At 71.2% G+C, this 19,998-nt stretch carries 21 protein-coding genes; 8 read left to right on the top strand and 13 right to left on the bottom strand.

What is annotated here, in order from left to right; genetic code table 11:
• Positions 1-488 precede the first annotated feature (488 nt).
• A complete protein-coding gene (locus ACIQVZ_RS30775; protein WP_402454385.1) occupies positions 489-767 on the bottom strand; it encodes a hypothetical protein in 279 nt (92 codons plus the stop codon).
• Positions 768-1,603: 836 nt separating this feature from the next.
• Between ACIQVZ_RS30775 and ACIQVZ_RS30770 the strand changes: the two genes are divergently transcribed.
• The 3 genes from ACIQVZ_RS30770 (at position 1,604) to ACIQVZ_RS30760 (ending at position 4,140) form a co-directional block, all read left to right on the top strand.
• Positions 1,604-2,827, top strand: coding sequence for a helix-turn-helix transcriptional regulator (locus tag ACIQVZ_RS30770; protein WP_402454383.1), 1,224 nt, complete (start codon positions 1,604-1,606; stop codon positions 2,825-2,827).
• A gap of 714 nt (positions 2,828-3,541) precedes the next feature.
• Positions 3,542-3,844, top strand: coding sequence for a hypothetical protein (locus ACIQVZ_RS30765; protein WP_402454381.1), 303 nt, complete (start codon positions 3,542-3,544; stop codon positions 3,842-3,844).
• Positions 3,841-4,140 (top strand): hypothetical protein, encoded by a 300-nt coding sequence (locus tag ACIQVZ_RS30760; protein WP_402454380.1) that lies wholly within the window; start codon positions 3,841-3,843, stop codon positions 4,138-4,140. Before ACIQVZ_RS30765 ends, ACIQVZ_RS30760 begins: the two co-directional genes overlap by 4 nt.
• Positions 4,141-4,169: 29 nt before the next feature.
• Here the strand turns inward: ACIQVZ_RS30760 and ACIQVZ_RS30755 are convergent, their stop codons facing one another.
• The 4 genes from ACIQVZ_RS30755 to ACIQVZ_RS30740 all read right to left on the bottom strand — a co-directional run bounded on the left by ACIQVZ_RS30755 (position 4,170) and on the right by ACIQVZ_RS30740 (position 7,494).
• On the bottom strand, positions 4,170-4,277 hold the full coding sequence (locus tag ACIQVZ_RS30755; RefSeq protein ID WP_402454378.1) for an HNH endonuclease: 108 nt from the start codon (positions 4,275-4,277) through the stop codon (positions 4,170-4,172).
• Positions 4,278-4,677: 400 nt separating this feature from the next.
• Entirely contained in the window at positions 4,678-5,175 is a 498-nt protein-coding gene (locus tag ACIQVZ_RS30750) for a hypothetical protein (RefSeq protein WP_402454376.1), read from the bottom strand.
• A 2-nt stretch (positions 5,176-5,177) separates the two neighbouring features.
• Positions 5,178-5,426 (bottom strand): hypothetical protein, encoded by a 249-nt coding sequence (locus tag ACIQVZ_RS30745; RefSeq protein WP_402454373.1) that lies wholly within the window; start codon positions 5,424-5,426, stop codon positions 5,178-5,180.
• Between the two features lie 358 nt (positions 5,427-5,784).
• Positions 5,785-7,494 (bottom strand): recombinase family protein, encoded by a 1,710-nt coding sequence (locus ACIQVZ_RS30740; protein ID WP_402454371.1) that lies wholly within the window; start codon positions 7,492-7,494, stop codon positions 5,785-5,787.
• 411 nt (positions 7,495-7,905) lie between these two features.
• Between ACIQVZ_RS30740 and ACIQVZ_RS30735 the strand changes: the two genes are divergently transcribed.
• The gene (locus ACIQVZ_RS30735; RefSeq protein WP_402454369.1) at positions 7,906-8,553 is read left to right on the top strand and encodes an NAD(P)-dependent oxidoreductase; all 648 of its coding nucleotides are present in this window, start codon (positions 7,906-7,908) and stop codon (positions 8,551-8,553) included.
• A 22-nt stretch (positions 8,554-8,575) separates the two neighbouring features.
• Here the strand turns inward: ACIQVZ_RS30735 and ACIQVZ_RS30730 are convergent, their stop codons facing one another.
• Complete coding sequence (locus tag ACIQVZ_RS30730; protein ID WP_402454368.1) at positions 8,576-9,358, bottom strand: dioxygenase; 783 nt, start codon at positions 9,356-9,358, stop codon at positions 8,576-8,578.
• Positions 9,359-9,487: 129 nt separating this feature from the next.
• On the opposite strand from ACIQVZ_RS30730, the gene ACIQVZ_RS30725 reads away from it, so the two are divergent.
• Positions 9,488-9,955 (top strand): MarR family winged helix-turn-helix transcriptional regulator, encoded by a 468-nt coding sequence (locus tag ACIQVZ_RS30725; protein WP_063350998.1) that lies wholly within the window; start codon positions 9,488-9,490, stop codon positions 9,953-9,955.
• An 85-nt stretch (positions 9,956-10,040) separates the two neighbouring features.
• Here the strand turns inward: ACIQVZ_RS30725 and ACIQVZ_RS30720 are convergent, their stop codons facing one another.
• Positions 10,041-11,636 (bottom strand): PucR family transcriptional regulator, encoded by a 1,596-nt coding sequence (locus ACIQVZ_RS30720; RefSeq protein WP_402454366.1) that lies wholly within the window; start codon positions 11,634-11,636, stop codon positions 10,041-10,043.
• A gap of 421 nt (positions 11,637-12,057) precedes the next feature.
• Between ACIQVZ_RS30720 and ACIQVZ_RS30715 the strand changes: the two genes are divergently transcribed.
• Both ACIQVZ_RS30715 and ACIQVZ_RS30710 read left to right on the top strand, forming a co-directional pair.
• A complete protein-coding gene (locus ACIQVZ_RS30715) occupies positions 12,058-12,510 on the top strand; it encodes a molybdopterin-dependent oxidoreductase (RefSeq protein ID WP_402454365.1) in 453 nt (150 codons plus the stop codon).
• A 159-nt stretch (positions 12,511-12,669) separates the two neighbouring features.
• Positions 12,670-13,182, top strand: a complete 513-nt coding sequence (locus ACIQVZ_RS30710) for a GNAT family protein (protein ID WP_350884504.1) — start codon at positions 12,670-12,672, stop codon at positions 13,180-13,182.
• A 70-nt stretch (positions 13,183-13,252) separates the two neighbouring features.
• Here the strand turns inward: ACIQVZ_RS30710 and ACIQVZ_RS30705 are convergent, their stop codons facing one another.
• Both ACIQVZ_RS30705 and ACIQVZ_RS30700 read right to left on the bottom strand, forming a co-directional pair.
• The gene (locus ACIQVZ_RS30705; RefSeq protein ID WP_350884502.1) at positions 13,253-14,299 is read right to left on the bottom strand and encodes a LacI family DNA-binding transcriptional regulator; all 1,047 of its coding nucleotides are present in this window, start codon (positions 14,297-14,299) and stop codon (positions 13,253-13,255) included.
• Positions 14,300-14,365: 66 nt separating this feature from the next.
• Positions 14,366-15,235, bottom strand: a complete 870-nt coding sequence (locus tag ACIQVZ_RS30700) for a MurR/RpiR family transcriptional regulator (RefSeq protein WP_350884500.1) — start codon at positions 15,233-15,235, stop codon at positions 14,366-14,368.
• 74 nt (positions 15,236-15,309) lie between these two features.
• Between ACIQVZ_RS30700 and ACIQVZ_RS30695 the strand changes: the two genes are divergently transcribed.
• Positions 15,310-16,167 (top strand): EamA family transporter, encoded by an 858-nt coding sequence (locus tag ACIQVZ_RS30695; RefSeq protein ID WP_402454364.1) that lies wholly within the window; start codon positions 15,310-15,312, stop codon positions 16,165-16,167.
• Between the two features lie 75 nt (positions 16,168-16,242).
• Here ACIQVZ_RS30695 and ACIQVZ_RS30690 read toward each other — a convergent pair whose 3' ends face one another.
• The 4 genes from ACIQVZ_RS30690 to ACIQVZ_RS30675 form a co-directional block, all read right to left on the bottom strand.
• Positions 16,243-17,004, bottom strand: a complete 762-nt coding sequence (locus ACIQVZ_RS30690) for a GNAT family N-acetyltransferase (RefSeq protein ID WP_402454363.1) — start codon at positions 17,002-17,004, stop codon at positions 16,243-16,245.
• Positions 17,005-17,077: 73 nt separating this feature from the next.
• Positions 17,078-18,172 carry a WD40/YVTN/BNR-like repeat-containing protein gene (locus ACIQVZ_RS30685; RefSeq protein ID WP_402454360.1) on the bottom strand — a complete coding sequence of 365 codons (1,095 nt, stop codon included), beginning with the start codon at positions 18,170-18,172 and terminating at the stop codon, positions 17,078-17,080.
• Positions 18,173-18,324: 152 nt separating this feature from the next.
• Positions 18,325-19,767 (bottom strand): dihydrolipoyl dehydrogenase family protein, encoded by a 1,443-nt coding sequence (locus tag ACIQVZ_RS30680; RefSeq protein ID WP_402454359.1) that lies wholly within the window; start codon positions 19,765-19,767, stop codon positions 18,325-18,327.
• Entirely contained in the window at positions 19,764-19,982 is a 219-nt protein-coding gene (locus ACIQVZ_RS30675) for an OsmC family protein (RefSeq protein WP_402454357.1), read from the bottom strand. The genes ACIQVZ_RS30680 and ACIQVZ_RS30675 overlap by 4 nt, the downstream gene beginning before the upstream one ends.
• Between the last annotated feature and the right edge of the window lie 16 nt (positions 19,983-19,998).

Below are 19,998 nucleotides of genomic sequence, written 5' to 3'. Positions count from 1 at the left end.
CCGCCCCGGACATGGGGGTTGATGTGCCCGGAGCGGGAGTTGGGCCCCGTCCCGGCGGGGGTGTTGACCCTTCCCCGCCCGCCGGAACGGGAGTTCACGGGGCGCTACGTTCGGCGCCCGAGGGGGAGCACCTTGCGGGTCGGAGCCAGCTGGCCGGGGCGCGTCCACCCGAGGGGGAACAGCATCGGCTCACCGGGGAACAGCGCGGCCCACTCGGCGGTCATGACGCCGCCCCACCGGCCACACGTCAGGCACCGCCAGACCGGCCCGCTCGGACCGCTCTGCACGGCCCCGGGCCCCGTGGCCGTCTCGACCTCGTGTCCGTAGCCTTCGGGGCACTCGTGCATGTGCCGCCCTCCGTAGCTCAGTTCTCGGTTAGGGCCCCGCCTCAGTCGTCCGGGCCGTCCATGTCCCGTCACCGGGGCGGGGGTTGTGCTTCCTCCGGCGGCAAGCAGGCACCCGCCGGGGGCCAAAGGGGCGGCGGGGCGTCAGGCCGCCAGGTGGATGACGTTCGGGTGGGCGTCCGGGTCGGCGGGGAGGTTCCGGCGGGCGAAGCGCGCCCGGACGGCCGCCGCGTCAACGCCGTGGTAGCGCATCACGCGGTCGTGCACCGCCCGCATCTGGTCGAGCGTGGCGTCCAGCTCGGCCGTGGTCGCGCCAGCCTGCCCCGTCACCTGGTTGTTGAGCGTGCATCCGAGGGTGCGCAGCTCGTTGAACGCGGCGTGCAGGTCGAACGGCTTCCGGATGGGGGTGAGCGTGCCGGTCATTGCGGGATTCCTTCCGTTGCATAGGGGGCGGGGGTTGTACAGCCCGGCGCAGCGCAGGCACCGCCGGGAGTCGGGCGGGCGGGTTACGGCCGAGGCAGCATGCCCCACCTCGATCGGGGCCGGGCGTGCCGAGCGTGGTGGATGCGTTTGGATGCCGCGTCGTCCCGCTGGGCCATCGCGGCAACCGCCTTGCCGTGCAGGGCCGAAATGCAGTCGGCACATGCGAGCAGCCCGGCCGTGACTCCGCCGGCTGCGGTCACCGGGCCAAGCCAAAGCACTCGGACCGAGGTCCGCCCGCAGTAGAGCCAGCAGTCCCCGGCCGTCCACGAGTTTCCGTCATCGGTCTCGGGCGGCTCCGGCAGCCGTCCCGCGCCGATCTCGGCCAGCGTGGGCAACACCTCAGCAGCGAGGGTCACGGCGGCTCTCCGGAACGGACATGGCGAACCGTGACCCGCAACCGGGATCGCCGAGCGGCACGTCTTCGGCGCCACCAGCTTTCCCAGTCCCCGCCGTAGACGATGCCGAGCATGGCGACCGCCAGGGCGAAGAACCACCACACCCACCGACGCGCGGCCTGCGGGTCGAGCTTGGCCAGGGCGACCACCAGAACAGCGGGCCCGAGAGCGACCACTACCGCCAAGGCACCAGTCACGATGCTTGGGTGTTTCACCGCTGTCCCTCCGATCGGCGCCGGACTGTGTGATTCACCAGTACAGGGCTGCCGTCCGCACTTGGACAGAGCAGCGATGACGCATCCGTGCGGCATCCATGTCTCAGAGTCTCTGCATCGAGCGCTCTGACCTGCTAGAACGGGTGGTCAGAGACCGGGAGGCGGCATGGCAGAGCGGCGCAGGGCCCTTGTTGAAAGGCGAAAGGCCCTTGGATTCACTCAGGAGTCCTTTGCTCAGGATCTGGGTGTGGATCGCTCCACTGTGGCGAGATGGGAAAGCGGAAAGGTAGACCCCCAGGATTGGCAGCGCCCGACCCTGGCCAAGGTCTTGCGAGTCACGCTAATTGAGCTCAGCTCTCTCCTGTACACCGCAGTGGCCTCGAAGCCTGCACAGGACGAAAGCTTCCCCGTCGTGACGCTGGAATATGACGATGAGATCGAAGCGCTGGAGCTTGCACGCAGGGTCTCTGCCAGCGATGTAGGCCAGGAGACGCTTGAACGCCTTGAGCTGACTTTCCATGACCTCGCAATCAAATATCCGACCGTAGCTCCCCAGGAACTCTTGGGGCAGGTGCGGAAATATGCGCTCTATGTAGCCAGGCTCATGGATGCAAAGAAGACCCTCGCCGAACATCGGCAGCTGCTCGTGATAGGTGGTTGGTTTTCTCTTCTTGGTGCAACTCTGCACATCGATCTAAATCAGCAAGACGCAGCGACAGCAAGGCTGCGAACAGCGATGACTCTGGCGCAGCATGCCGAAAATTCAGAAATTCAGGCATGGTGCTTTGAAACGGATGCTTGGCGGGTTCTCACTGACGGCGACTATTCCAAGGCAGCAGAACTTAGTGCTACTGCTCAGCAGTTGGCGCCCGCCGGAAGCTCTGTTGAGATCCAGTCTCTTGCGCAGCAGGGGCGGGCATTTGCACGCTTGGGATATTCGGCCGAGACCTATGCTGCAATAGATCGAGTGCAAGCGCTTTCCGCAGTGATGGGCGCTCCAAATCGACCGGAACATCATTTCCAATACGATCCAGCCAAGTCACTCGCCTATGCGGCGACCACACTTGCATGGCTCGGTGATCCGGCGGCCGAAGTATATGCGCGAGAGGTCATTTCGCGACTCTCGCCCTCGGAGGACGCGAGTAAATGGCCTCGCCGGGTGGCATCCGCCAATATCGACCTGGCGCTCTCATTGGTGACCACTAATCGATTGGATGAAGCATGTGATTCGGCGCAGCGTGCCATGCTATCTGGTCGAGTTGCGCCGTCCAACCATTGGCGCGCTCTCGAAGTCGTCAAAGCAGTAGAAATGCGAAAGATATCTGATGCACGGGATCTAAGGGAAGTCTATGAGGGAATGCGCCTACAGATAGCCCCGTCGAGCGACTGATGGCGCGAAAAAGGCCCCGCCCTGTCCCACTGAGGGAAACAGGGCGGGGCCTTTGTGATTTGGGACAATTGACCGGAGCTGCCTTCCTGGTCACCTGTAGCGGCGCCCTGCGCCTGGTCCGCCATGATCCCCCTTTTTTATCTGTGACTCTCCGCGCAAGCCGGTCTAGTTGCGGCGACAGTGTTTTCTCTCCCTGCCGCGCTCTGTGGCGCCGGGAGGGAGTCACCCCCCTGGGTATCACCGCAGGTCAGGACCTCGAACAGGCTTCACACGTTCACTCGCCCATCCTCCGGGCTGATGAACAGCAGTCTCGCGGCTGTGACATTGCGTGCACAGCGGACGAAGACGCAACCACGCGTCCGGACCGGTGACACCTCGGGCGACCAGCTTGCGACGCGACTCCGGGAAGTGGTCCGTGGTTGTCGCCTGTCTCGCGCACAGCACGCACCACGGGTGGGCGTAGAGGTAGGCCCGTCGGATGCGTGGCCAGCGAGGGTTGTACGCGCTTCCGCCTGGTGTGCCTCGCCGTGCGTCCGCCTCGGCCTTGTGCTTGGGGTAGCGACCGCCACGGGCGGTCAGCTTGGGACACCCGGGAACTGGGCACAGGGGACGGGACCTACGCGGCATGGGGCGCCTCCAAGTTTGAGGGGTGCAGCTAGGGATGATCAGGCGCATACTGGATGCCCCCGCCTCAAGCTCGCCCGGGATCTAGCAATGGTTGACACGGAACCAATCAAGATTTCGCCAAATATCATGCTTGCCATTGCCGGTGGCGCGCTATTGGCGGCAGCCCTCGCAGGATTCTTTCTTTCTTTGAACAGCGTAGTTATAGGTGTCCTTCTGCCTCTCGGTGCGTTTCTATTACTGGCATCAGCATTCGCACCTCGACTAGAGGGCGAGCAGCGGTTGCCTGGAGGCGGAAGCCTTAACCTGTGTTCTGTGGCGAAGCCGATAGAGAATGCAGAGCGGCAGATCACGGCGGGCGACGTCGTAGAAATAGAGGAGCTGGCGGAATGAGTGACCCAAAGATCATGTTCACAAAAACCGCCGCGGGGAAAATTAAAAAGCTGTCGAAGTCGAAGAGGAAGTCCGTAGTTGAACTCCTTGCCAAGGAACTTTCGAACCTCGGGTCGGGTAGTGCCATCGTCGGCGAGCGCGCCGTTTCCGGGACCAATTACGTAGTCCTCGATATTGGTGATGACATCGCTCTAGTTCGCCCCATGGACCCAGCGGAACGGACAAAGTTTGACGTTAGTTCGAGCTCCGGGGGATATTTCGTAGCGGACATGCTGTCGGCCAAGAAACTTGTTTAATAGAGTGGTGCAGTCCGAAATCCGAAGCCTTAGAGCGACTTGCCCTGATGGCAGGTGCGGCACAGCGGCCACGCGTTGCTGTCCATGTCCTCGCCGCCGAGGGCGAGCGGAGTGCTGTCGTCTATGGCGATCAGCACGGCGGGCAACCCCTCCCCGCCCCGCGCGGAACCCGCTCGGTCGATCCGCCGGCGAAGCCTCTCGGCGCCGCTGTGGCGCAGACGAGTCCCCTATATCAGCCATTCCATAGAGATACTGATACAGGGGACTCGCTTCGTGCGGTCGGTCTATGGGCCCGGCGGAATGACCGGCGGATCGATCGGGCTGCCGTCCGGACGCCTGGGCGTCACGTCGACGGCCAGCAGCCGGCCGGGGTGCCTGGGGTCGCTCATCGGCTGGATTCCTCGTGGCATTGGCGCCCCACCGTTGCTTACTGGCAGGCCAGTTGGTGCGTCCGACCAGACCGGCCGACCCTGCGCATCCCGGGGAAAGTGTGGATAGGTACCGTCCGGGCCGGGTTCGAGCGCGTCAACGGCCATGTCAGTCGGTCGCTTCGACGTAGGCGTCCCTGGTGGCGGCCAGTTCCTCCGCGAAGGCCGCGCCAAGGGCCTCAGCGGACCGTTCCACCGCGCTGGTGATGTCTTCGATGATCCGCAGGTCGTACCGGCGCGGCTCTGGAACGGTCGGCGGGTCACCGAGGTGGGACTGTGCGTTCTGTGCGGCGGTCAGGATCTTCTCGCGCTTGTAGCGTTCGGCACGGTGTGCGACATATGCCTTGAACCACGGCTCAGCGGAAAGGAGTTCAAGGAACTCCGCATGCAGCTCGTTGCCCCGCGTGGATCGACCCTCGGCCTGCGCCATCCACGTCTTGACGAACGCGCGGTCGTACTCGGTGGCACGCTCGGCACGGCGAGCCTGCTCGACCGCCTCGGCGCCCGCCAAAGCTGCCTCGGCCTCCGCAAGTGGAGCTGTGAGCTTGTCCGCCTGGGCACGCAGCTTGGCGAGCTTGTCGGCAGCCTTGGAAACGTCAGGGTTCACTTTCAGACCTCGCGATCGGTGGGGGCGGAAACGTTGCGGCCGAGCTGCATGGCGGAAGCCTTCGCGATCTCGTAGTGGCCGAGCGAGATACGACTGATCGGGTTGACCTGGTCGTACTGTTCGGGGCGGTCGCGCTTCAGCTTGGCAAGGTGCTCCATATCGGCGCTGTACCGGAAAGAGTCGGCGCTCCTGCGGAGCTTTGCGGTCTCCCGGTCTTCGTACGAGTACTTGGGCGTGCCAGGGTTGGTCACAGTGTTACCTCCGGTTGGTTGCCTGTCGGCGAAATGGGAACGTCCCTGAGGGTCAGCAGGTGTGGTGCACGAGCAGAGCAGCAAGAGAGGTATGGATAATCGGTCCTTCGGGCCCGCCAGTGGGGCGCACGCTAGACCTGCACTCTCGGAGTTAGAAGAGGGGGACGAATTCCCATTGTCTTCGCCAGTGGGCTTGCCCTCCCTACTGTTGTGGAGAGCGCAGACCTTTCCCGCGCCCCCGGAACGGTGACGGGGTGACGCTGGTGAGGCAAATTTCTGTTTCTCTTAGACACTCAACATCTAGAGAAAACTGAAATCACCGTCATCAGCGTCACCCCATCACCACCCCCGCTGTGGGCTACGCCGCGACGGGCTCGGCGAGGCGGACCCGACTTCCTGTCGCGGGGGCTGTCTGCGGCGTCGCATTCAGCTCGGTGCGGAGCCCCACCGTCTCCTCGATCGCCGGGTCCAGCTCACCCGCGATGGTGAAGGTGACCCGGCGGGTGTCGAGCGTCCGCCATCCGCCGCGGACACCCCGCCGCACGTCGAGTCGAACCCCGGCGTCTACGAGCATCCGTCGCCGGCCAGCAACGTCCGCGGTCGCCCAGTAGTCCGCGTAGGTCCGCCCGGTCTCCGTCACGACCCGCGTGGGCTCGGTCTTCTCCCGGGACTCCAGCTCAGCTATGCGGCTATCCAGCGCATCATGTCGCTTCTGCCACTCGTGCGCTGCGTGCCTAGACCTCTGCTGCCCTTGGATTTTCAGGTGCGCCGTGTACTCCGCCACGGTGGCGTTCAACTCGGGCTCGGGGTCGTACCCGGGCACCTCTACGACGGTCTTCGTCTGGATGGGGCCGACCAGCCGGAGAAACTCCTCTTCCACGTGGTCGTCTGCCCAGTCTCCCCGGACGTTCGACGGCGCCTCGCACTTGTCTCCACGGGCGTGGTGGTTGCACTTGTACGTAGCGGTCTTGCCTTCCTGGGCGTTCAGGTACATGCGCCCGCCGCACGAATCGCAGTGGATGACCCGCAGCAGCAGCGCATCCGTGTCGGACCGGTCGCCGTTCTCGATGCTGCGTTCGTCAAGGACGGCGCCGATCCGGTCGAACTCCTCGCGGGTGAGGATCGGGTCCGTGGTGCACATGATCGGGTTGCCGTGGTCGTCGCGCACGGGCACGCCGTTGTGCATCTTCCAGCCGATCAGCGTCTCACTGCGCAGCATCCGGGTAATGACCGCCGGAGTCCACTTGAACACGTCCACCACGACGTGGGAGCCCTTCGCCCCGCCGGTCTTGCCGCCCCGCTTGCGCCCGTTCTTGACGGACCAGTAGTCGCGCGGGCTGAGTACGTCGTCGGTGTTGAGCCCTGCCGCGATGGCGGACACGGTGGCACCCTCCAGCAGCTCCCGGACGATGCGCTCAATGACCTTGACCGCGTCGGGGTCGGCCACCAGGGTCCAACCCTTGCCGCCGAACTCCTCGGGCATGGGGGCGGGCAGGTAGCCGTACGGCGGGCGACCACCGCCACGCCACCGAAGCGGCATCTTGCGCATGGCAGCCATGGCGCCGCTAACTCGGTCACTGATCGACTGTGACTCGACCTGTGCGGCGAACGCCAGCATGAGCATCTGGAGCTCTGCCATGGGGTCCATGGGGTTGCGAAAGTCGAACACCAGGCGCCCGCCGCCGATGCCTTCGGCGAAGACCAACACTTTTCGGTGTTCCCTCGCCCACTTGGCGAGTTCGTTCATGTGTCCCATGGACCGGATGGCGCGGTCGAAGCGCCACCACACCAGGGCGTCGAAGCTGTCCGGGGCGCTCAGCCACTGGCCGAGCTGTGGGCGGTCGAACGGACTCGTTTTGGACGCGCTGATGTCGAGGTCCACCGCTTCCCGGAGTGCGTCACCCTGCCCGAAGTCGATGTGCAGCGCTGCGGCTGCCTGGTCGTCCGCCTCGCGCTGCCGCTCGGGGCTGGTGGTCTCGTCCGTCAGTACGGACAAGCGGACGCAACGAACACCCCGAAGGGTCTCGTTGAACACTGTGCCGGACAACGGATTGCGGAAGTCTTCCATACAGCGTGGGGAGGGGGAAGATTTCCCAGTACCGCGCTCCGATCCCCTGACCAGCACAGATGCCGCTGCCATCTCTCACACTCCAGAACATCCAGTTCTGTGTGTTGGGAGACCCCGAGGGCAACGAGCTGTGCGTCGAGCGCAGCCAGGCCGAGCGCGTCGCCACCGGCAACGCCTGAGCCAACGCCTGAGCCAACGCCTGAGCCAACGCCTGAATGACTGTCTGAACGACCGGCCGCCGAGTCCACGAGGACCTGGCGGCCGTTCGGTTCGCCCCGCCCGGTGCATCCGTCACACGACAGGCCGACGTCGCGGGCCGTCGCAGTGGAACCGTCCGATAATCGAACCTGGCTGATGTCACGTCGCGGCGACCTTCCCCGACCCCGACCCCGAGAGACAGGCAGGTACCCCATGGCCAGGATCGCCGTGATCGGCGCCAACGGCACCATCGGCAGCGCCATCGTCGCGGAGGCGGCCGCGCGCGGGCACGAAGTCACCGCGGTGGTCCGCGACCCGGACCGCTACCGGGGTGAGGCAGCCTTCGCCGAACGCGCGGACGTCCTGGACCCGGCCCAGGTGGCCCGGGTGGCGGCCGGCCAGGACGTCCTGGTGAGCGCGGTCGGTGGCGGGGACGGCCCGGGCCACCTGGCGCTGATCGAGCCGGCGGCCCGTTCGCTGGTGGAGGGCCTGCGCTCGCTCGGCGGCTCGGCGCCCCGGCTGGTCGCGGTCGGCGGCGCCGGCAGCCTGGAGACCGCGCCGGGGGTGCGGGTCTGGGACACGCCGGGGCTGCCGGAGCCGGTGCTGGAGATCATGCACGCGCACGGCGAGGCGCTGGACTTCTACCGGGCGGTCTCCGACGTCCGCTGGACGGTGCTCAGCCCGGCCGCCGAGATCGGCCCGGGGGAGCGGACCGGCCGCTACCGGACGGGCTTGGAGCAACTGCTCACCGATGCTGCCGGGCGCAGCCGGATCTCGGTGCCGGACTACGCGGTCGCTCTGGTCGACGAGGCCGAGCAGCCCGAGCACATCGGCGAGCGCTTCACCTGCTGCGCGCTGTGACTCTCAGTTACGGCAAGCCCGGTCAGCCCAGCTGGATCGACCGCTTGGCGAGCCCCATCCAGAACCCGTCGATGACGCTGCGCTGGCTGCCGAGGTCGGCCTCGCCGGCGCCGAGGGTGACGAACAGCGGGGCGAAGTGCTCGGTGCGCGGGTGTGCGAGCCGCCCGGCGGGGGCCTTGCGCTCGAAGTCGAGCAGCGCGTCCAGGTCGTGGGCGTCCAGGGCGCGTCGGCCCCAGTCGTCGAACTCGGCCATCACCGAGCTGATCCGGCCGTCGTTGCTGAGCGCCCGCAGGTTGTGGGTGAAGAAGCCGCTGCCGACGATCAGCACGCCCTCGTCGCGCAGCGGGGCGAGCCGGCGGCCGATCTCCAGCAGCCGCTGCGGGTCGAGCGTGGGCATGGAGATCTGGAGGACGGGGATGTCGGCCTCCGGGAACATCTCCACCAGCGGGACGTACGCGCCGTGGTCGAGGCCGCGGTCGGGGATGTCCTGGACGGGTGTGCCGGGGGCGCGCAGCAGCTTGCGGACGCGGTCGGCGAGCGCCGGTGCGCCGGGGGCGGCGTACTGGACCTGGTAGTAGTGCTCGGGGAAGCCCCAGAAGTCGTACACCAGCGGCACGGTGGTGACGGCACCGAGGGCGAGCGGTGCCTCCTCCCAGTGGGCGGAGACCATCAGGACGGCCCTGGGTCGGGGCAGGTCGGCGGACCAGGCGGCCAGTTCACCGGGCCAGACCGGGTCGTCGGCGAGCGGCGGCGCGCCGTGCGAGAGGTACAGGGCGGGCATACGCTCGGGGGCCGCGGTGCTCATGGCGTCCTCCTCCTGGGTCGAACGGGACGGGTGGCTCAGCAGAGTAGTTCAAATTTGAACCTCTACTCGCTGACCGTACACCTTCGTTCGAATTTGAACAACAGGAGTAGGCTTCACCACATGTCCACACTGAACGAACCCCGCTGGCTGGACCAGGACGAGATGGCCGCCTGGCGGGGCTTCGTCGTCGCGAGCAACCTGCTCAACCGCCGCCTGGAGCGCCAGCTCAAGGAGGACTCCGGTCTCTCGCACCAGCAGTACGAGATCCTGGTACACCTCTCCGCCGCCCCGGCCCACGCGCTGCGGATGACCGAACTCGCCGACAAGCTGGTCACCTCCAAGAGCGGCCTCACGTACCAGGTCACCCAGCTGGAGCGGATGGGCCTGGTCGCCCGCCGCTCCTGTCCCAGCGACGTGCGCGGCGTCATCGCCGAACTCACCGACCAGGGGCGGGAGTCGCTGCGGCAGGCCGCACCCGGGCACGTCGCCCTGGTCCGCGAGCTGCTGATCGACGTGCTCACCCGCGAGCAACTGGCCGTGCTCGCCGAAAGCCTCGGCGAGGTCAGCGCCCGGCTGCGCCTCGACGACACCCCCTGAGCCCAGAGCCCCCTGAGCCCAGATCCCCCTGAGCCCAGAGCCCCCTGAGTCGCTCAGCCCCCCGCCGCCGCTCCCGTTCGGCGGTCTACCGAGCCTGAACCGGAGCCGGAGCCGGAGCCTGAGCCCGGGTCGGCTGCGGAGCGCAGAGCAGGGCGGTCCGCAGGTCGAGCCGGTCCCGCAGCCGGGCCAGGCTGCGGCCGGTCAGCTCCTCGATCCGGCGGATCCGGTAGTGCACGGTGTTGACGTGGATGCACAGCGCCTCGGCCGTCCGCGACCACGAGCCGTCGTGGTCCAGGAAGACCGCCAGCGTGCCCAGCAGCGAGACGCTGTTCTCCCGGTCGTGGGCGGTCAGCGGGGCCAGCAGCCGGGCGTGGAAGGCGGCCGTCACCTCCGGCGGGATGCCGCGCAGCAGTCCGTCCAGCGAGTCCAGTTCGGCGGCGCTGCCGACCGGGCCGGCCGAGCCCTCCAGTACGTAGCGGGCCTGCACCAGCGCCGCCCGCAGTGCGGCGGGGGCGGGCGGGGCGGCCGGGCCGACGCCGACCCGCAGGGTGCGCCGACCGGTCAACCGGCCCTGCAGCGCGGGCCGGGCTCGGCGCAGCCGTTCGGCGACCTGCTCGACCGGCGCGGCGACCAGCGCGGCGGACCGCCCGTCGCGGTCGGTCCCGGCGGCGTACGGCGCGCCGAGCGGGTGCAGCGCCTCGGCCAGTGCGTGCGCCGCCCAGGCGGCGGGCGGGCCGTCGCTCGGCGCGGCACCCGGCTCGCCCGCCCGGCCGCCGTCGATCCGCGCGGTGACCGCCACCAGCGACTCGGCCCCGCCCAGCCCGCAGGCGGCGAGCGGCTCGCCGAGCCCGGCCTCCCCGGCGAGCGCGTCCAGCAGCCGCCCGGCGGCCCGGCGCCGCGCGCCCGCGTCGGCGTGGGCGCGGGCGGCGAGCGGGGCGAGCAGTTCGGCCAGGGCCTGGAGCGCCGGTTCGGCCGCCGCCGAGCGCTGGTGCGGGCGCAGCCGCCAGCCGTCGAACGGCGAGCCGTCCTGGGGCCCGACGGGCAGCCCGGTGTCGCCTCGCCCGGCGGGCGGGAGGGCGGTGGCGGTGGCAGATGCGGCGGTGGCGGCAGTGGCGGCAGTGGTGGCGGTGGTGGCGACGGCCCGGCCGCCGGCGGTGGTGATCGAGCAGTCCGGGACCCCGAGCCGGCCGACCGCGTGGGCCAGCACCTCGCCGGCCCCGGCGTCCGCGTGCAGCAGGTCGAGCAGTTCGTGCCGGACGGTCTCCGGGATCGCCGCGGTGTCCTGGGCGCCGGCCCGCAGGTCCCCCCAGAGTCGCAGGTAGACGCGGTCGGTGACGGCGCGGAAGCTGACTCCGGCGGGCACCGTCAGCAGCGGGATGCCGTGGGTGCGGCAGGCGTCGGCGAGGCTGTCCGGGACGCTGCCGTGGGTGCCCTCGCCGGCCAGCAGCGCCGCCACGCCCGCGCTGCGCAGGGCGGTGGCGAAGCGCAGCGCGCCGGAGGCGTCGGCGGGCTGCCACCAGACCAGGCCGGTGAGGACGAGTTCGCCGGGCTGGAGGTAGCGGGCCGGGTCCTGGAGGTCGGTGGAGCTGAGCCCGGTGACCGGGCGGTCGAGCAGGTCCGGGGTGCCCCAGGCCAGGCGGATGTCCAGGTCGTCGAGGTGCAGCAGGTCGCCGACGATCATCTCTCGCTCATCTCGCTCTCGCTCTCGCCCTTGTGCGCCGCGCACGGCCGTACCTCGCAGGTGCAAGCTTTGGGTGCGCATGGGCATCGTAAATGCAAGTCATGCGGCGGTGATTCTTCTTGTCGGATCATCCAGTGCGGGCCCCCTCGGCGGGTGTGCGGAACCAGTCGTCCGCCCGATTGCGGTGCCGCTTCCACCGGCTTCCATCGGTTTCCATCGGCTTCCACCGGTGCGGGGCGCGCCGAGCCGTCTCCTCGGACATGCCTGCCTCCGCCCCCGCAGCTGCCAGCTGAAAGTACTCCACTCCATCGCAGATGCCGCTGAAATCATCCTTTCAGCGCCGCAGCTGCGAATGCCCGGGCCCTCCCTCGGGTAACCCCCTCCCGGGCCGCAGCGGCGCGGCCCGGGAGGAGGGAGCACCATGACCCCGTCGAGTCCCACCGTCCGGCTGCACGGCCACTTCGACCGGCCCGCCGAGCTGTCGGTCGACCAGCTGCGCGCCCTCCCCGCGCACCACGTCGAGGTCAGCTTCGACTGCCTGGCCGAGGGTGAGCAGCGGCACGACTACGAGGGGCCCGCGCTCTGGGACGTGCTGTGCGCGGCCCGGCCCCGGATCGACTTCTCCGGCCGCAAGCAGCGGCTGCGCTTCCTGCTGTCGGTCAGCGGCGCGGACGGCCACCGGGCCGTCGTCTCCTGGGCCGAGATCGACCCCGACTTCGGCGGCCAGCGGATCCTGCTGGCCACCAGCATGGACGGCACCCCGCTGGACGCCGCCGGCCCGCAGCTCGTCGTCCCCGACGACCACTGCGGCGCCCGCTACGTCAGCGGGGTCACGGCCGTCTGGCTCGGCCCGCTGGGTGAACCGGCGGCCTGAGCCCCGGCCCCGGGGCGGGCCTTGGCCCCGCCCCGGGGCCCGCTCTCGCCGAGTGTTTCGCGGTGGAGCATCGTCGCTGCTCGGAGGGGGTGCGGGCGATCGTGGGGAATACCGAAAAACAGCTCGCCGGATGCCTGTTTCCGTGCCAACATGCCCCATATGGGGACGATTCTGCACGGCACCCTGGTGACCCTCCGCACCGCCGGCACCGACGACATCCCGGCGCTCGCGGCCATCCGCGGCACGCCCGAGGTGTTCGCCCGCTGGCGGGGCGGTGACGACCTCGCCGACGCCGTCGCCAGCGACCTGGAGGAGCCCGACACCGAGACCCTCGCCGTCGAGGTGGGCGGGAAGATCGTCGGCGCCATCCAGTGGTACGCCAACAACGACGACGAGTACCGGCACGCCGGCATCGACATCTACCTCGACCCGGAGGTCCACGGCGTCGGCCTCGGCACCGACGCCATCCGCACGCTGGCCCGCCACCTCGTCGACCACCACCACTACCACCGGCTGATCATCGATCCGGCGGCCGACAACACGGCCGCGATCCGCTGCTACGCGAAGGTCGGCTTCCGCTCCGTCGGCACCATGCGCCAGTACGAGCGCGGCCCGGACGGCACCTGGCACGACAACCTGCTGATGGACCTCCTCGCGGACGAGCTCCGCTGACCGGTGCGCCCGCGCGGCGGTGGGCGGCCCGGCAGCGGCTCGACCGAACCGGAGCGCGCGTGGCGCGGAGTCAGATCGCGGCTGCGCCCGCGGTCTCCCGCTCCGGCGCCGGGCACCCGCAGGTGCGCCGCAGCACCAGCCGGGCCGGGAAGGTCCGCGCGCCGGTGGAGCGCCGCTCGGCCCCGCCGAGGACCAGGTCCACCGCGGCGCGGGCCATCTCGTCCTGCGCGGTCGCGACGGTGGTCAGCGCCGGGCCGGCGATCACCGCCTCGGCGATGTCGTCGAAACCGGCCACCGCGAGCTGCTCCGGCACCCGGATGCCCAGGTCGTCGGCGGCCCGCAGCAGGCCGATCGCCTGGTCGTCGGTCGTGCAGAACACGGCGGACGGCCGGTCGGGCCGGGCCAGCAGGGCGAGCGCCTCGGCGTGCGCCCGGACGCGGTCGAACGGCGCCGGCACCAGCCGCCCCTCGGTCGCCAGCCCGGCCTCGGCCAGCGCGGCGGCCCAGCCGGCCGTCCGTCCGGTGACCGGGTCGTGCGGGCTGAGCGCGAGGGTGCCGCCGAAGCAGTGCACCTCGGCGTGGCCGTGCCCGAGCAGGTGCCGGACCACCTCGCGGGCGCCGCCCTCGTCGTCCGCCACCACCGCGACGCCGTCGGCGGTCTCCGCCCGGTGGTGCAGCAGCACGACCGAGGTGCCGTCGCCCACGTCGAAGCCGGTGAGCCCGGGGGTGGCCGGGTCCTGGGTGACCAGGATCAGCCCGTCGACCTGCATGCCGAGGAACGCGCGGATGTAGTGCGCCTCGCGCTCGTCCACGTAGTCGGAGTTGCCGATCAGCAGGAGCCGGCCGTGGTCGGCGGCGGCCTGTTCGACGGCGTGCGCGAGCCCGGCGAAGAACGGCTGGCGGGCGTCCGGCACGACCATGCCGAGCAGGTTGGTCCGCCGCCGTGCCATCGCCTGGGCGACCCGGTTGGGGCGGTAGCCGAGCTCCTCGACCGCCGCGAGCACCCGCGCCCGGGTCGCGGGCGCCACCGGCCGCGGCCCGTCGTTGATCACATAACTCACGACCGCCGTGGACGTCCCCGCCACCCGCGCCACATCGTCCCGTGTCACCCTCGCCATGTCCGCGAGCCTACACAGCGCCTCCGACGGCCCCGGGCCGCCGTCGCCGCCGGGCGCCCGCCGCGGTCAGTACGTGTGGTCCGCGGTGATGTCCGCCGAGAGGCCGAGGGCCTGTTCGGCGGGGCGCCCGCGCAGCGCCAGCAGGGTCTGGGCGAGCGCGTCGACGGCGGCCAGGTGGGCGAGCCGGCTGGCCGTGGTCTCCAGGCCGAAGACCAGGTCCTGCCCGCCCGCGACCAGGGTGTGGGTGGCCGTCTCGGTGAGCGGTGAGCGGGCGTAGCTGGTGAGCGCGACCACGGCCGCCCCGGCCGCCCGGGCCCGGCGCGCGGCGTCGATCACCAGCGGGGTGGCGCCGCCGTGGCTGACCGCGAAGCAGACGCCGCCGGGCGGGAGCTGGGCGGCGGCCAGCTGGGCGGTGAGCGGGTCGGCGGGGGCGTCGACGCGCAGGCCGAGCGCGCGCAGCCGGTAGGCGAGGTCGAGCACCACCGCGCCGGACAGCCCGGAGCCGACCAGTACCACCTGGCCGGCGCCGGCCAGCACGTCGGCGGCCGCCCGCAGGTCGTCGGCGGTGAGCGTGGCGGTGATCCCGTCCAGGGCCGCGCGGGCGGCCCGCAGGGTGTCGGCGAGGGCCCGGGCGGCCGGGTCGCGTGCGTCGTCGTCGGCGGGGGCCGGAGCCGTGGCGGGGGAGTGCCGGGCGGCCGCGATCTTCAGCTCCTGGTAGCCGCGGAAGCCGAGCCGCTGACAGGCCCGGACCACGGAGGAGGGGGCGGTGCCGGCCAGCGCGGCGACGTCGCTGACGCTCAGGTGCACCAGGCCGGCGCCCCGGTCGAGCACCACCTCGGCCACCCGTGCCTCGGCGCCGCGCAGTTCGCCGAGCCGGGCCCGGATCCGCGCGGCGAGCTGGGACTCCAGGGGCGTCATGTCGGAATGTCCTTCCATGGCGCTAGGGTAGCGTGGAATTCGATTCCAGGCCGTGCCGGGTCGCCGGAAGGCCGTCGGAGGGGAGCTTCGCCATGCCCGAGATTGTGCCGGCCGTGCCGGTGGCCGTGCTCGCCGCGGCCGTGCTGCACGCCGTCTGGAACGGGCTGGCGCACCGGATCGCGGACAAGCTGGTCGGCTTCGCGCTGATCAACCTGACCTACACCGCGTGCGCGCTCGTCCTGGTGCTGCTCAACCCGCTGCCGGCGGCCTCGGCCTGGCCGTACCTGCTGGCCTCGGTCGCCGTCCAGACGACGTCGACGGTCCTGCTGCTACGCGCCTACCAGCTGGGCGACTTCGGGCAGATGTACCCGATCGCGCGCGGCTCGGCGCCGCTGCTGGTGGCCCTGCTGTCGGCCACCGTGCTCGGTCAGCACCCGGGCGCCGGTGAGCTGCTGGGCGTGGTGGTGATCTCCTGCGGCCTGATCGGGCTGGCCTTCGCCAAGGGCGTCCCGGGGCGGGCGCAACTGCCCGCGCTCGGGGCCGCCGCCGGGACGGGCGTGATGATCGCCGTCTACACGGTGCTGGACGGCAGCGGCGTCCGGCACGCCGGGACGGTCGGCGGCTACGTGGCCTGGCTGTTCCTGTTGCAGGGGCCGACGCTCGCGCTGATCGCCTGGGCCCGGCGCGGCCGTTCGCTGCTGACCGGGGTCGGCAAGGTGGTGCCGGTGGGGATCGCGGGAGGCGTGCTCTCGCTGACGGCCTACGGCCTGGTGGTGTGGGCGCAGTCCCGGGGGGACTTGGCGACGATCGCGGCCCTGCGCGAGACGAGCATCGTGATCGCCGCCCTGATCGCCACCGTGGTGTTCCGCGAGCGGCTCGGCCGTCTGCGGCTGGGCGCCAGCCTCACCGTGCTGGCCGGGATAGCCGTCCTGGAGCTGGTCCGGCCGTAGGGGGTGCCCTAACCAGGCCTGTCCGGCCGATCGCGGCTGATTCCCCGGGACCGGCCGGACAGCGACTGGTGGCCGTCAGCCGTTCTCCGGCACGATCACGGTCAGCGCGGTGCTCAGCAGCTCGAAGCCCAGGGACTCGTAGAGCCGGCGGGCCGGGTTGCCGTCGGTGACGGCCAACTGCACCTCGACGAGCCCGCGTTCGGCGGCGTCGGCGACGGCGCGGCGCAGCAGGTCCGCGCCGAGGCCCCGGTAGCCGAGCTCCGGGTGCCGGAAGACGTCGCCGATCCACGGTATGCCGCCGCGGTCGGTGAGGACGAGCCCGGCCACCACCCGGTCCTGCGCGTCCACGGCGAGCAGGCTGGAGGGCAGCACCGGCCCGATGACCTCGCCGGCGAGCAGCGGGGCGATCCGCTCCGCCAGCGCCTGCCGGTCGTCGCCCGCGAAGTGGTCCGGGTGCCCCGGGGCGAACGCGGCCCGCCAGGCCTCGAACAGGTCCTCGGGCGCGCGGTCGCAGGGTACGGCCCGCAGGCCGTCGCGCAGCGGGGCCCCGGCCCAGTCGGCGGGCGGTGGGTCGGCGACCAGGTCGCGCCGCATGGCGTGGGCGTGCCGGAGCACGGTGGCGCCGTGCTCCAGCAGGGCGAGGCCGAACTCGGGGGTCCCGGAGACCACCCACCCGGCCATCTCGGTGCGCACGAACTCCACCGGGTCGATGCCGCCGGTCTCGTCCACCACCTCCAGCAGGTCGGCCCAGGGCCGGCCCTCCCGCTCGCCCGGGAGGTAGCGCACCACCGGTACGCCCTCGCCGTTTCGCCCGATCACCAGATCCGCCTCGGTCACACCAAGCCCCATTCGTACGGTCGTTCGTCCGCAGTCATGGTCGACGAGAGCGCTCCCGGGGGCAACCGAATTGTCAGGACACCACCGCGGCGCGGACGCAGAGCACGTCCGGCAGGTGGGAGATCAGCAACGACCAGCTCTCGCCCTCGTCGTGGCTGCCGTAGACGTCGCCGGTCCGGTTGCCGAAGTAGATCCCGGCCGGCTCGGCGTCGTCGGTGCGCAGCGCGTCGCGCAGCACGATGCCGTAGTGGTCCTCGCCGGGCAGGCCGTCGGCGAGGGGTTGCCAGCTGGTGCCGCCGTCGGTGGTGCGGAAGACCCGGCACCGGTGGCCGGGCGGGATGCGGTCGTCCCCGCCGCCGAGCGGGAACAGGTAGGCGGTGTCGCCCCGGCGCGGGTGGGCGGCGACGGCGAAGCCGAACGCGGCGGGCAGGCCGTCGGCGACGGAGCGCCAGCTCGCGCCCCAGTCGTCGCTGCGGTAGACGCCGCCGTGGTTCTGCAGGTACAGCCGGTCGGGGTCGACGGGGTCGGGGGCGACCTTGTGCACGCACTGGCCGAACTCGGGGTACTGGCCCTCCTCCGGGAGGAACTCGGCGCGCAGACCGGTGTTGGCGGGCTCCCAGCTGTCGCCGCCGTCCTTGCTGCGGTAGACGCCGCCGGTGGAGACGGCGACCAGCAGCCGCTGCGGGTCGCGGGGGTCGGTGACGACGGTGTGCAGGCCCTGGCCGCCGTAGCCGGCGCCCCAGTCGGTCCGGTGCGGGTGGTTCCAGAGCGACTCGACCAGGCGGAAGGTCTCACCGCCGTCCTCGGAGCGGAACAGCGCGGCGGGCTCGGTGCCGGCGTAGACGACGCCGGGGGCCTCGGGGCCGGCCGGCTGGAGCTGCCAGACCCGGGTGAGCGAGGCGCCGGTGGCTTCGGGGAAGCGGATCGCCGGCTGCGGCGGCTCGTACCAGGTGGCGCCGAGGTCGTCGGAGCGCCAGACGGACGGCCCCCAGTGGCTGCTGTCGGCGCCGACCAGCAGCCGGGTGCGGCCGTCGCGGCGGTCGATGGAGACGGAGTAGATCGCGTTCATCCGGAAGTGCGGCCCGCTGAACTCCCAGTCCAGCCGGTCGCGGCTGCGGCCGAGAAAGAGGCCCTTCTCGGTTCCGACGGCCAACAGCACTTCGGTCATGCCCCACACCACCTGGTGACGAGTACGGCCCCCCGGGACGGCCCCCGACGCCCAGTGTCCCGCCGTCCACCGGCGGCCACATCTCGCCGCGCCCGCTCACCCGGAGGGCCTTCTCGTCGGGAGGGCCCGTCCGCCCGGTTCACCCGCCCGGCTCACCCCCGGCAGCCCTCCAGCAGCCGCAGCCACACCTCGCTGATCGTCGGGTAGGAGGGCACGGCGTGCCAGAGCCGGTCGATCGGCACCTCGCCGACCACGGCGACGGTCGCCGAGTGCAGCAGTTCGGCGACCCCGGGGCCGACCAGGCAGGCGCCGACCAGCACCTCGCGGTCCAGGTCGAAGACCACCCGGGCCCGGCCGCGGTAGTCGTCGCCGTACAGCGAGGCCCCGGCGACGGCGCCGAAGTCGTGGTCGACGGCCTTGACCCGCAGCCCGGCCGCTTCGGCCGCCGCCAGGGTCAGCCCGACGGCGGTGACCTCCGGATGGGTGAAGACGACCTGCGGCGCGCCCGCGCTGTCGGCCGACGCGGCGTGCGCGCCCCAGCGGGAGGTGTCCAGCGCACGCCCCTGGGCGCGGGCCACGATCGCCGCGCCCGTGATCCGGGCCTGGTACTTGCCCTGGTGGGTGAGCAGCGCCCGGTGGTTGACGTCCCCGACGCCGTACAGCCACTCGCCGTCGACGCCGAGCACGGTGCAGCTGTCGTCCACCTCCAGCCAGCCGCCCGGCTTCAGCCCGACCTGCTCCAGCCCGACGTCGGCGGTGCGCGGGGCCCGTCCGGTCGCGTACAGCACCTCGTCCACGGTCAGCCGCTCGCCGTCACCGAGCGTCAGGACCACCGGCCCGGCGCCGTCCGCCCGCTCCAGCGAGGTGGCCTCCGTCCCGAACCGGAGGTCCACCCCGGCCTCGCGCAGGCCCTCCGCGACCAGCTCGCCCGCGAACGGCTCCATCCGCGGCAGCAGGTGGTCGCCGCGTACCAGCAGCACCACCTCGGAGCCGAGCGCCCGCCAGGCGGTCGCGAGCTCCACCCCGACCACGCCGCCGCCGACCACCGCCAGCCGCCCGGGCACGGCCGGCGCGGCGGTCGCCTCCCGGTTGGTCCACGGGTGGGCCTCCGCCAGGCCCGGCACGCCCGTGGGCAGCACCGGACGGCTGCCGGTGCACACGGCGACGGCGTGCCGGGCGGTGAGCACCCGCTCGGTGCCGTCCTCGGCCTCCACGGTGACGGTCCGTACGCCCGCCAGCCGGCCGTGACCGCGCACCAGCTCGATGCCGTTGTCCCGCAGCCACTGCACCTGGCCGTCGTCGTTCCAGTGCGAGGTGAAGGAGTCCCGCCGGGCCAGCACCGCGGCCGGGTCCAGCCGCCTGTCGCCGACCGCCTCCCGGGAGCCGCCCACCGCGCGGGCGTCGGCCAGCGCGGCCACCGGGCGCAGCAGCGCCTTGCTCGGCATGCAGGCCCAGTACGAGCACTCGCCGCCGACCAGTTCGGCCTCCACGACCACCGTGCGCAGGCCGGCGGCGGCCGTCCGGTCGGCGACGTTCTCGCCGGTCGGGCCGCCCCCCAGGACGATGACGTCGTACTCCTCGGCGGTGCTGGTCATACCCGGTCCTCCGTGGTGTCGATGGCCACCCCGGCCCGCAGGGCGAGGGTGACGGGTGTGTGGTCGCGGACGTCGAGCAGCCGGGCGCGCCGGGCGTCGTCCAGCGCGCCGGTGGGGGCGACCTGCCGGGAGATCGGCCCGTGGCTGCCGTTCGTCTCGTACCCGAGCCTGACCCGAACGGCCTCCGGCGGCCACTTCTCGCGCTCCGCGTACATCCTCAGGGGCTCGCTC

Origin of the sequence: Kitasatospora sp. NPDC098663, assembly GCF_044760075.1 — a bacterium.
Classification (GTDB): Bacteria; Actinomycetota; Actinomycetes; order Streptomycetales; family Streptomycetaceae; genus Kitasatospora.
The sequence above is the reverse complement of the archived record's forward strand: the minus strand, read 5'-3'. Positions and strand labels throughout refer to the sequence as shown.

Coding starts and splice junctions, on each gene's coding strand:
- ACIQVZ_RS30775 (WP_402454385.1), bottom strand. CDS start 767: ATGACCGGCACGCTCACCCCCATCCGGAAGCCGTTCGACCTGCACGCC.
- ACIQVZ_RS30770 (WP_402454383.1), top strand. CDS start 1,604: ATGGCAGAGCGGCGCAGGGCCCTTGTTGAAAGGCGAAAGGCCCTTGGA.
- ACIQVZ_RS30765 (WP_402454381.1), top strand. CDS start 3,542: ATGGTTGACACGGAACCAATCAAGATTTCGCCAAATATCATGCTTGCC.
- ACIQVZ_RS30760 (WP_402454380.1), top strand. CDS start 3,841: ATGAGTGACCCAAAGATCATGTTCACAAAAACCGCCGCGGGGAAAATT.
- ACIQVZ_RS30740 (WP_402454371.1), bottom strand. CDS start 7,494: ATGGAAGACTTCCGCAATCCGTTGTCCGGCACAGTGTTCAACGAGACC.
- ACIQVZ_RS30735 (WP_402454369.1), top strand. CDS start 7,906: ATGGCCAGGATCGCCGTGATCGGCGCCAACGGCACCATCGGCAGCGCC.
- ACIQVZ_RS30730 (WP_402454368.1), bottom strand. CDS start 9,358: ATGAGCACCGCGGCCCCCGAGCGTATGCCCGCCCTGTACCTCTCGCAC.
- ACIQVZ_RS30720 (WP_402454366.1), bottom strand. CDS start 11,636: ATGATCGTCGGCGACCTGCTGCACCTCGACGACCTGGACATCCGCCTG.
- ACIQVZ_RS30715 (WP_402454365.1), top strand. CDS start 12,058: ATGACCCCGTCGAGTCCCACCGTCCGGCTGCACGGCCACTTCGACCGG.
- ACIQVZ_RS30710 (WP_350884504.1), top strand. CDS start 12,670: ATGGGGACGATTCTGCACGGCACCCTGGTGACCCTCCGCACCGCCGGC.
- ACIQVZ_RS30705 (WP_350884502.1), bottom strand. CDS start 14,299: ATGGCGAGGGTGACACGGGACGATGTGGCGCGGGTGGCGGGGACGTCC.
- ACIQVZ_RS30700 (WP_350884500.1), bottom strand. CDS start 15,235: ATGGAAGGACATTCCGACATGACGCCCCTGGAGTCCCAGCTCGCCGCG.
- ACIQVZ_RS30695 (WP_402454364.1), top strand. CDS start 15,310: ATGCCCGAGATTGTGCCGGCCGTGCCGGTGGCCGTGCTCGCCGCGGCC.
- ACIQVZ_RS30685 (WP_402454360.1), bottom strand. CDS start 18,172: ATGACCGAAGTGCTGTTGGCCGTCGGAACCGAGAAGGGCCTCTTTCTC.
- ACIQVZ_RS30680 (WP_402454359.1), bottom strand. CDS start 19,767: ATGACCAGCACCGCCGAGGAGTACGACGTCATCGTCCTGGGGGGCGGC.
- ACIQVZ_RS30675 (WP_402454357.1), bottom strand. CDS start 19,982: ATGTACGCGGAGCGCGAGAAGTGGCCGCCGGAGGCCGTTCGGGTCAGG.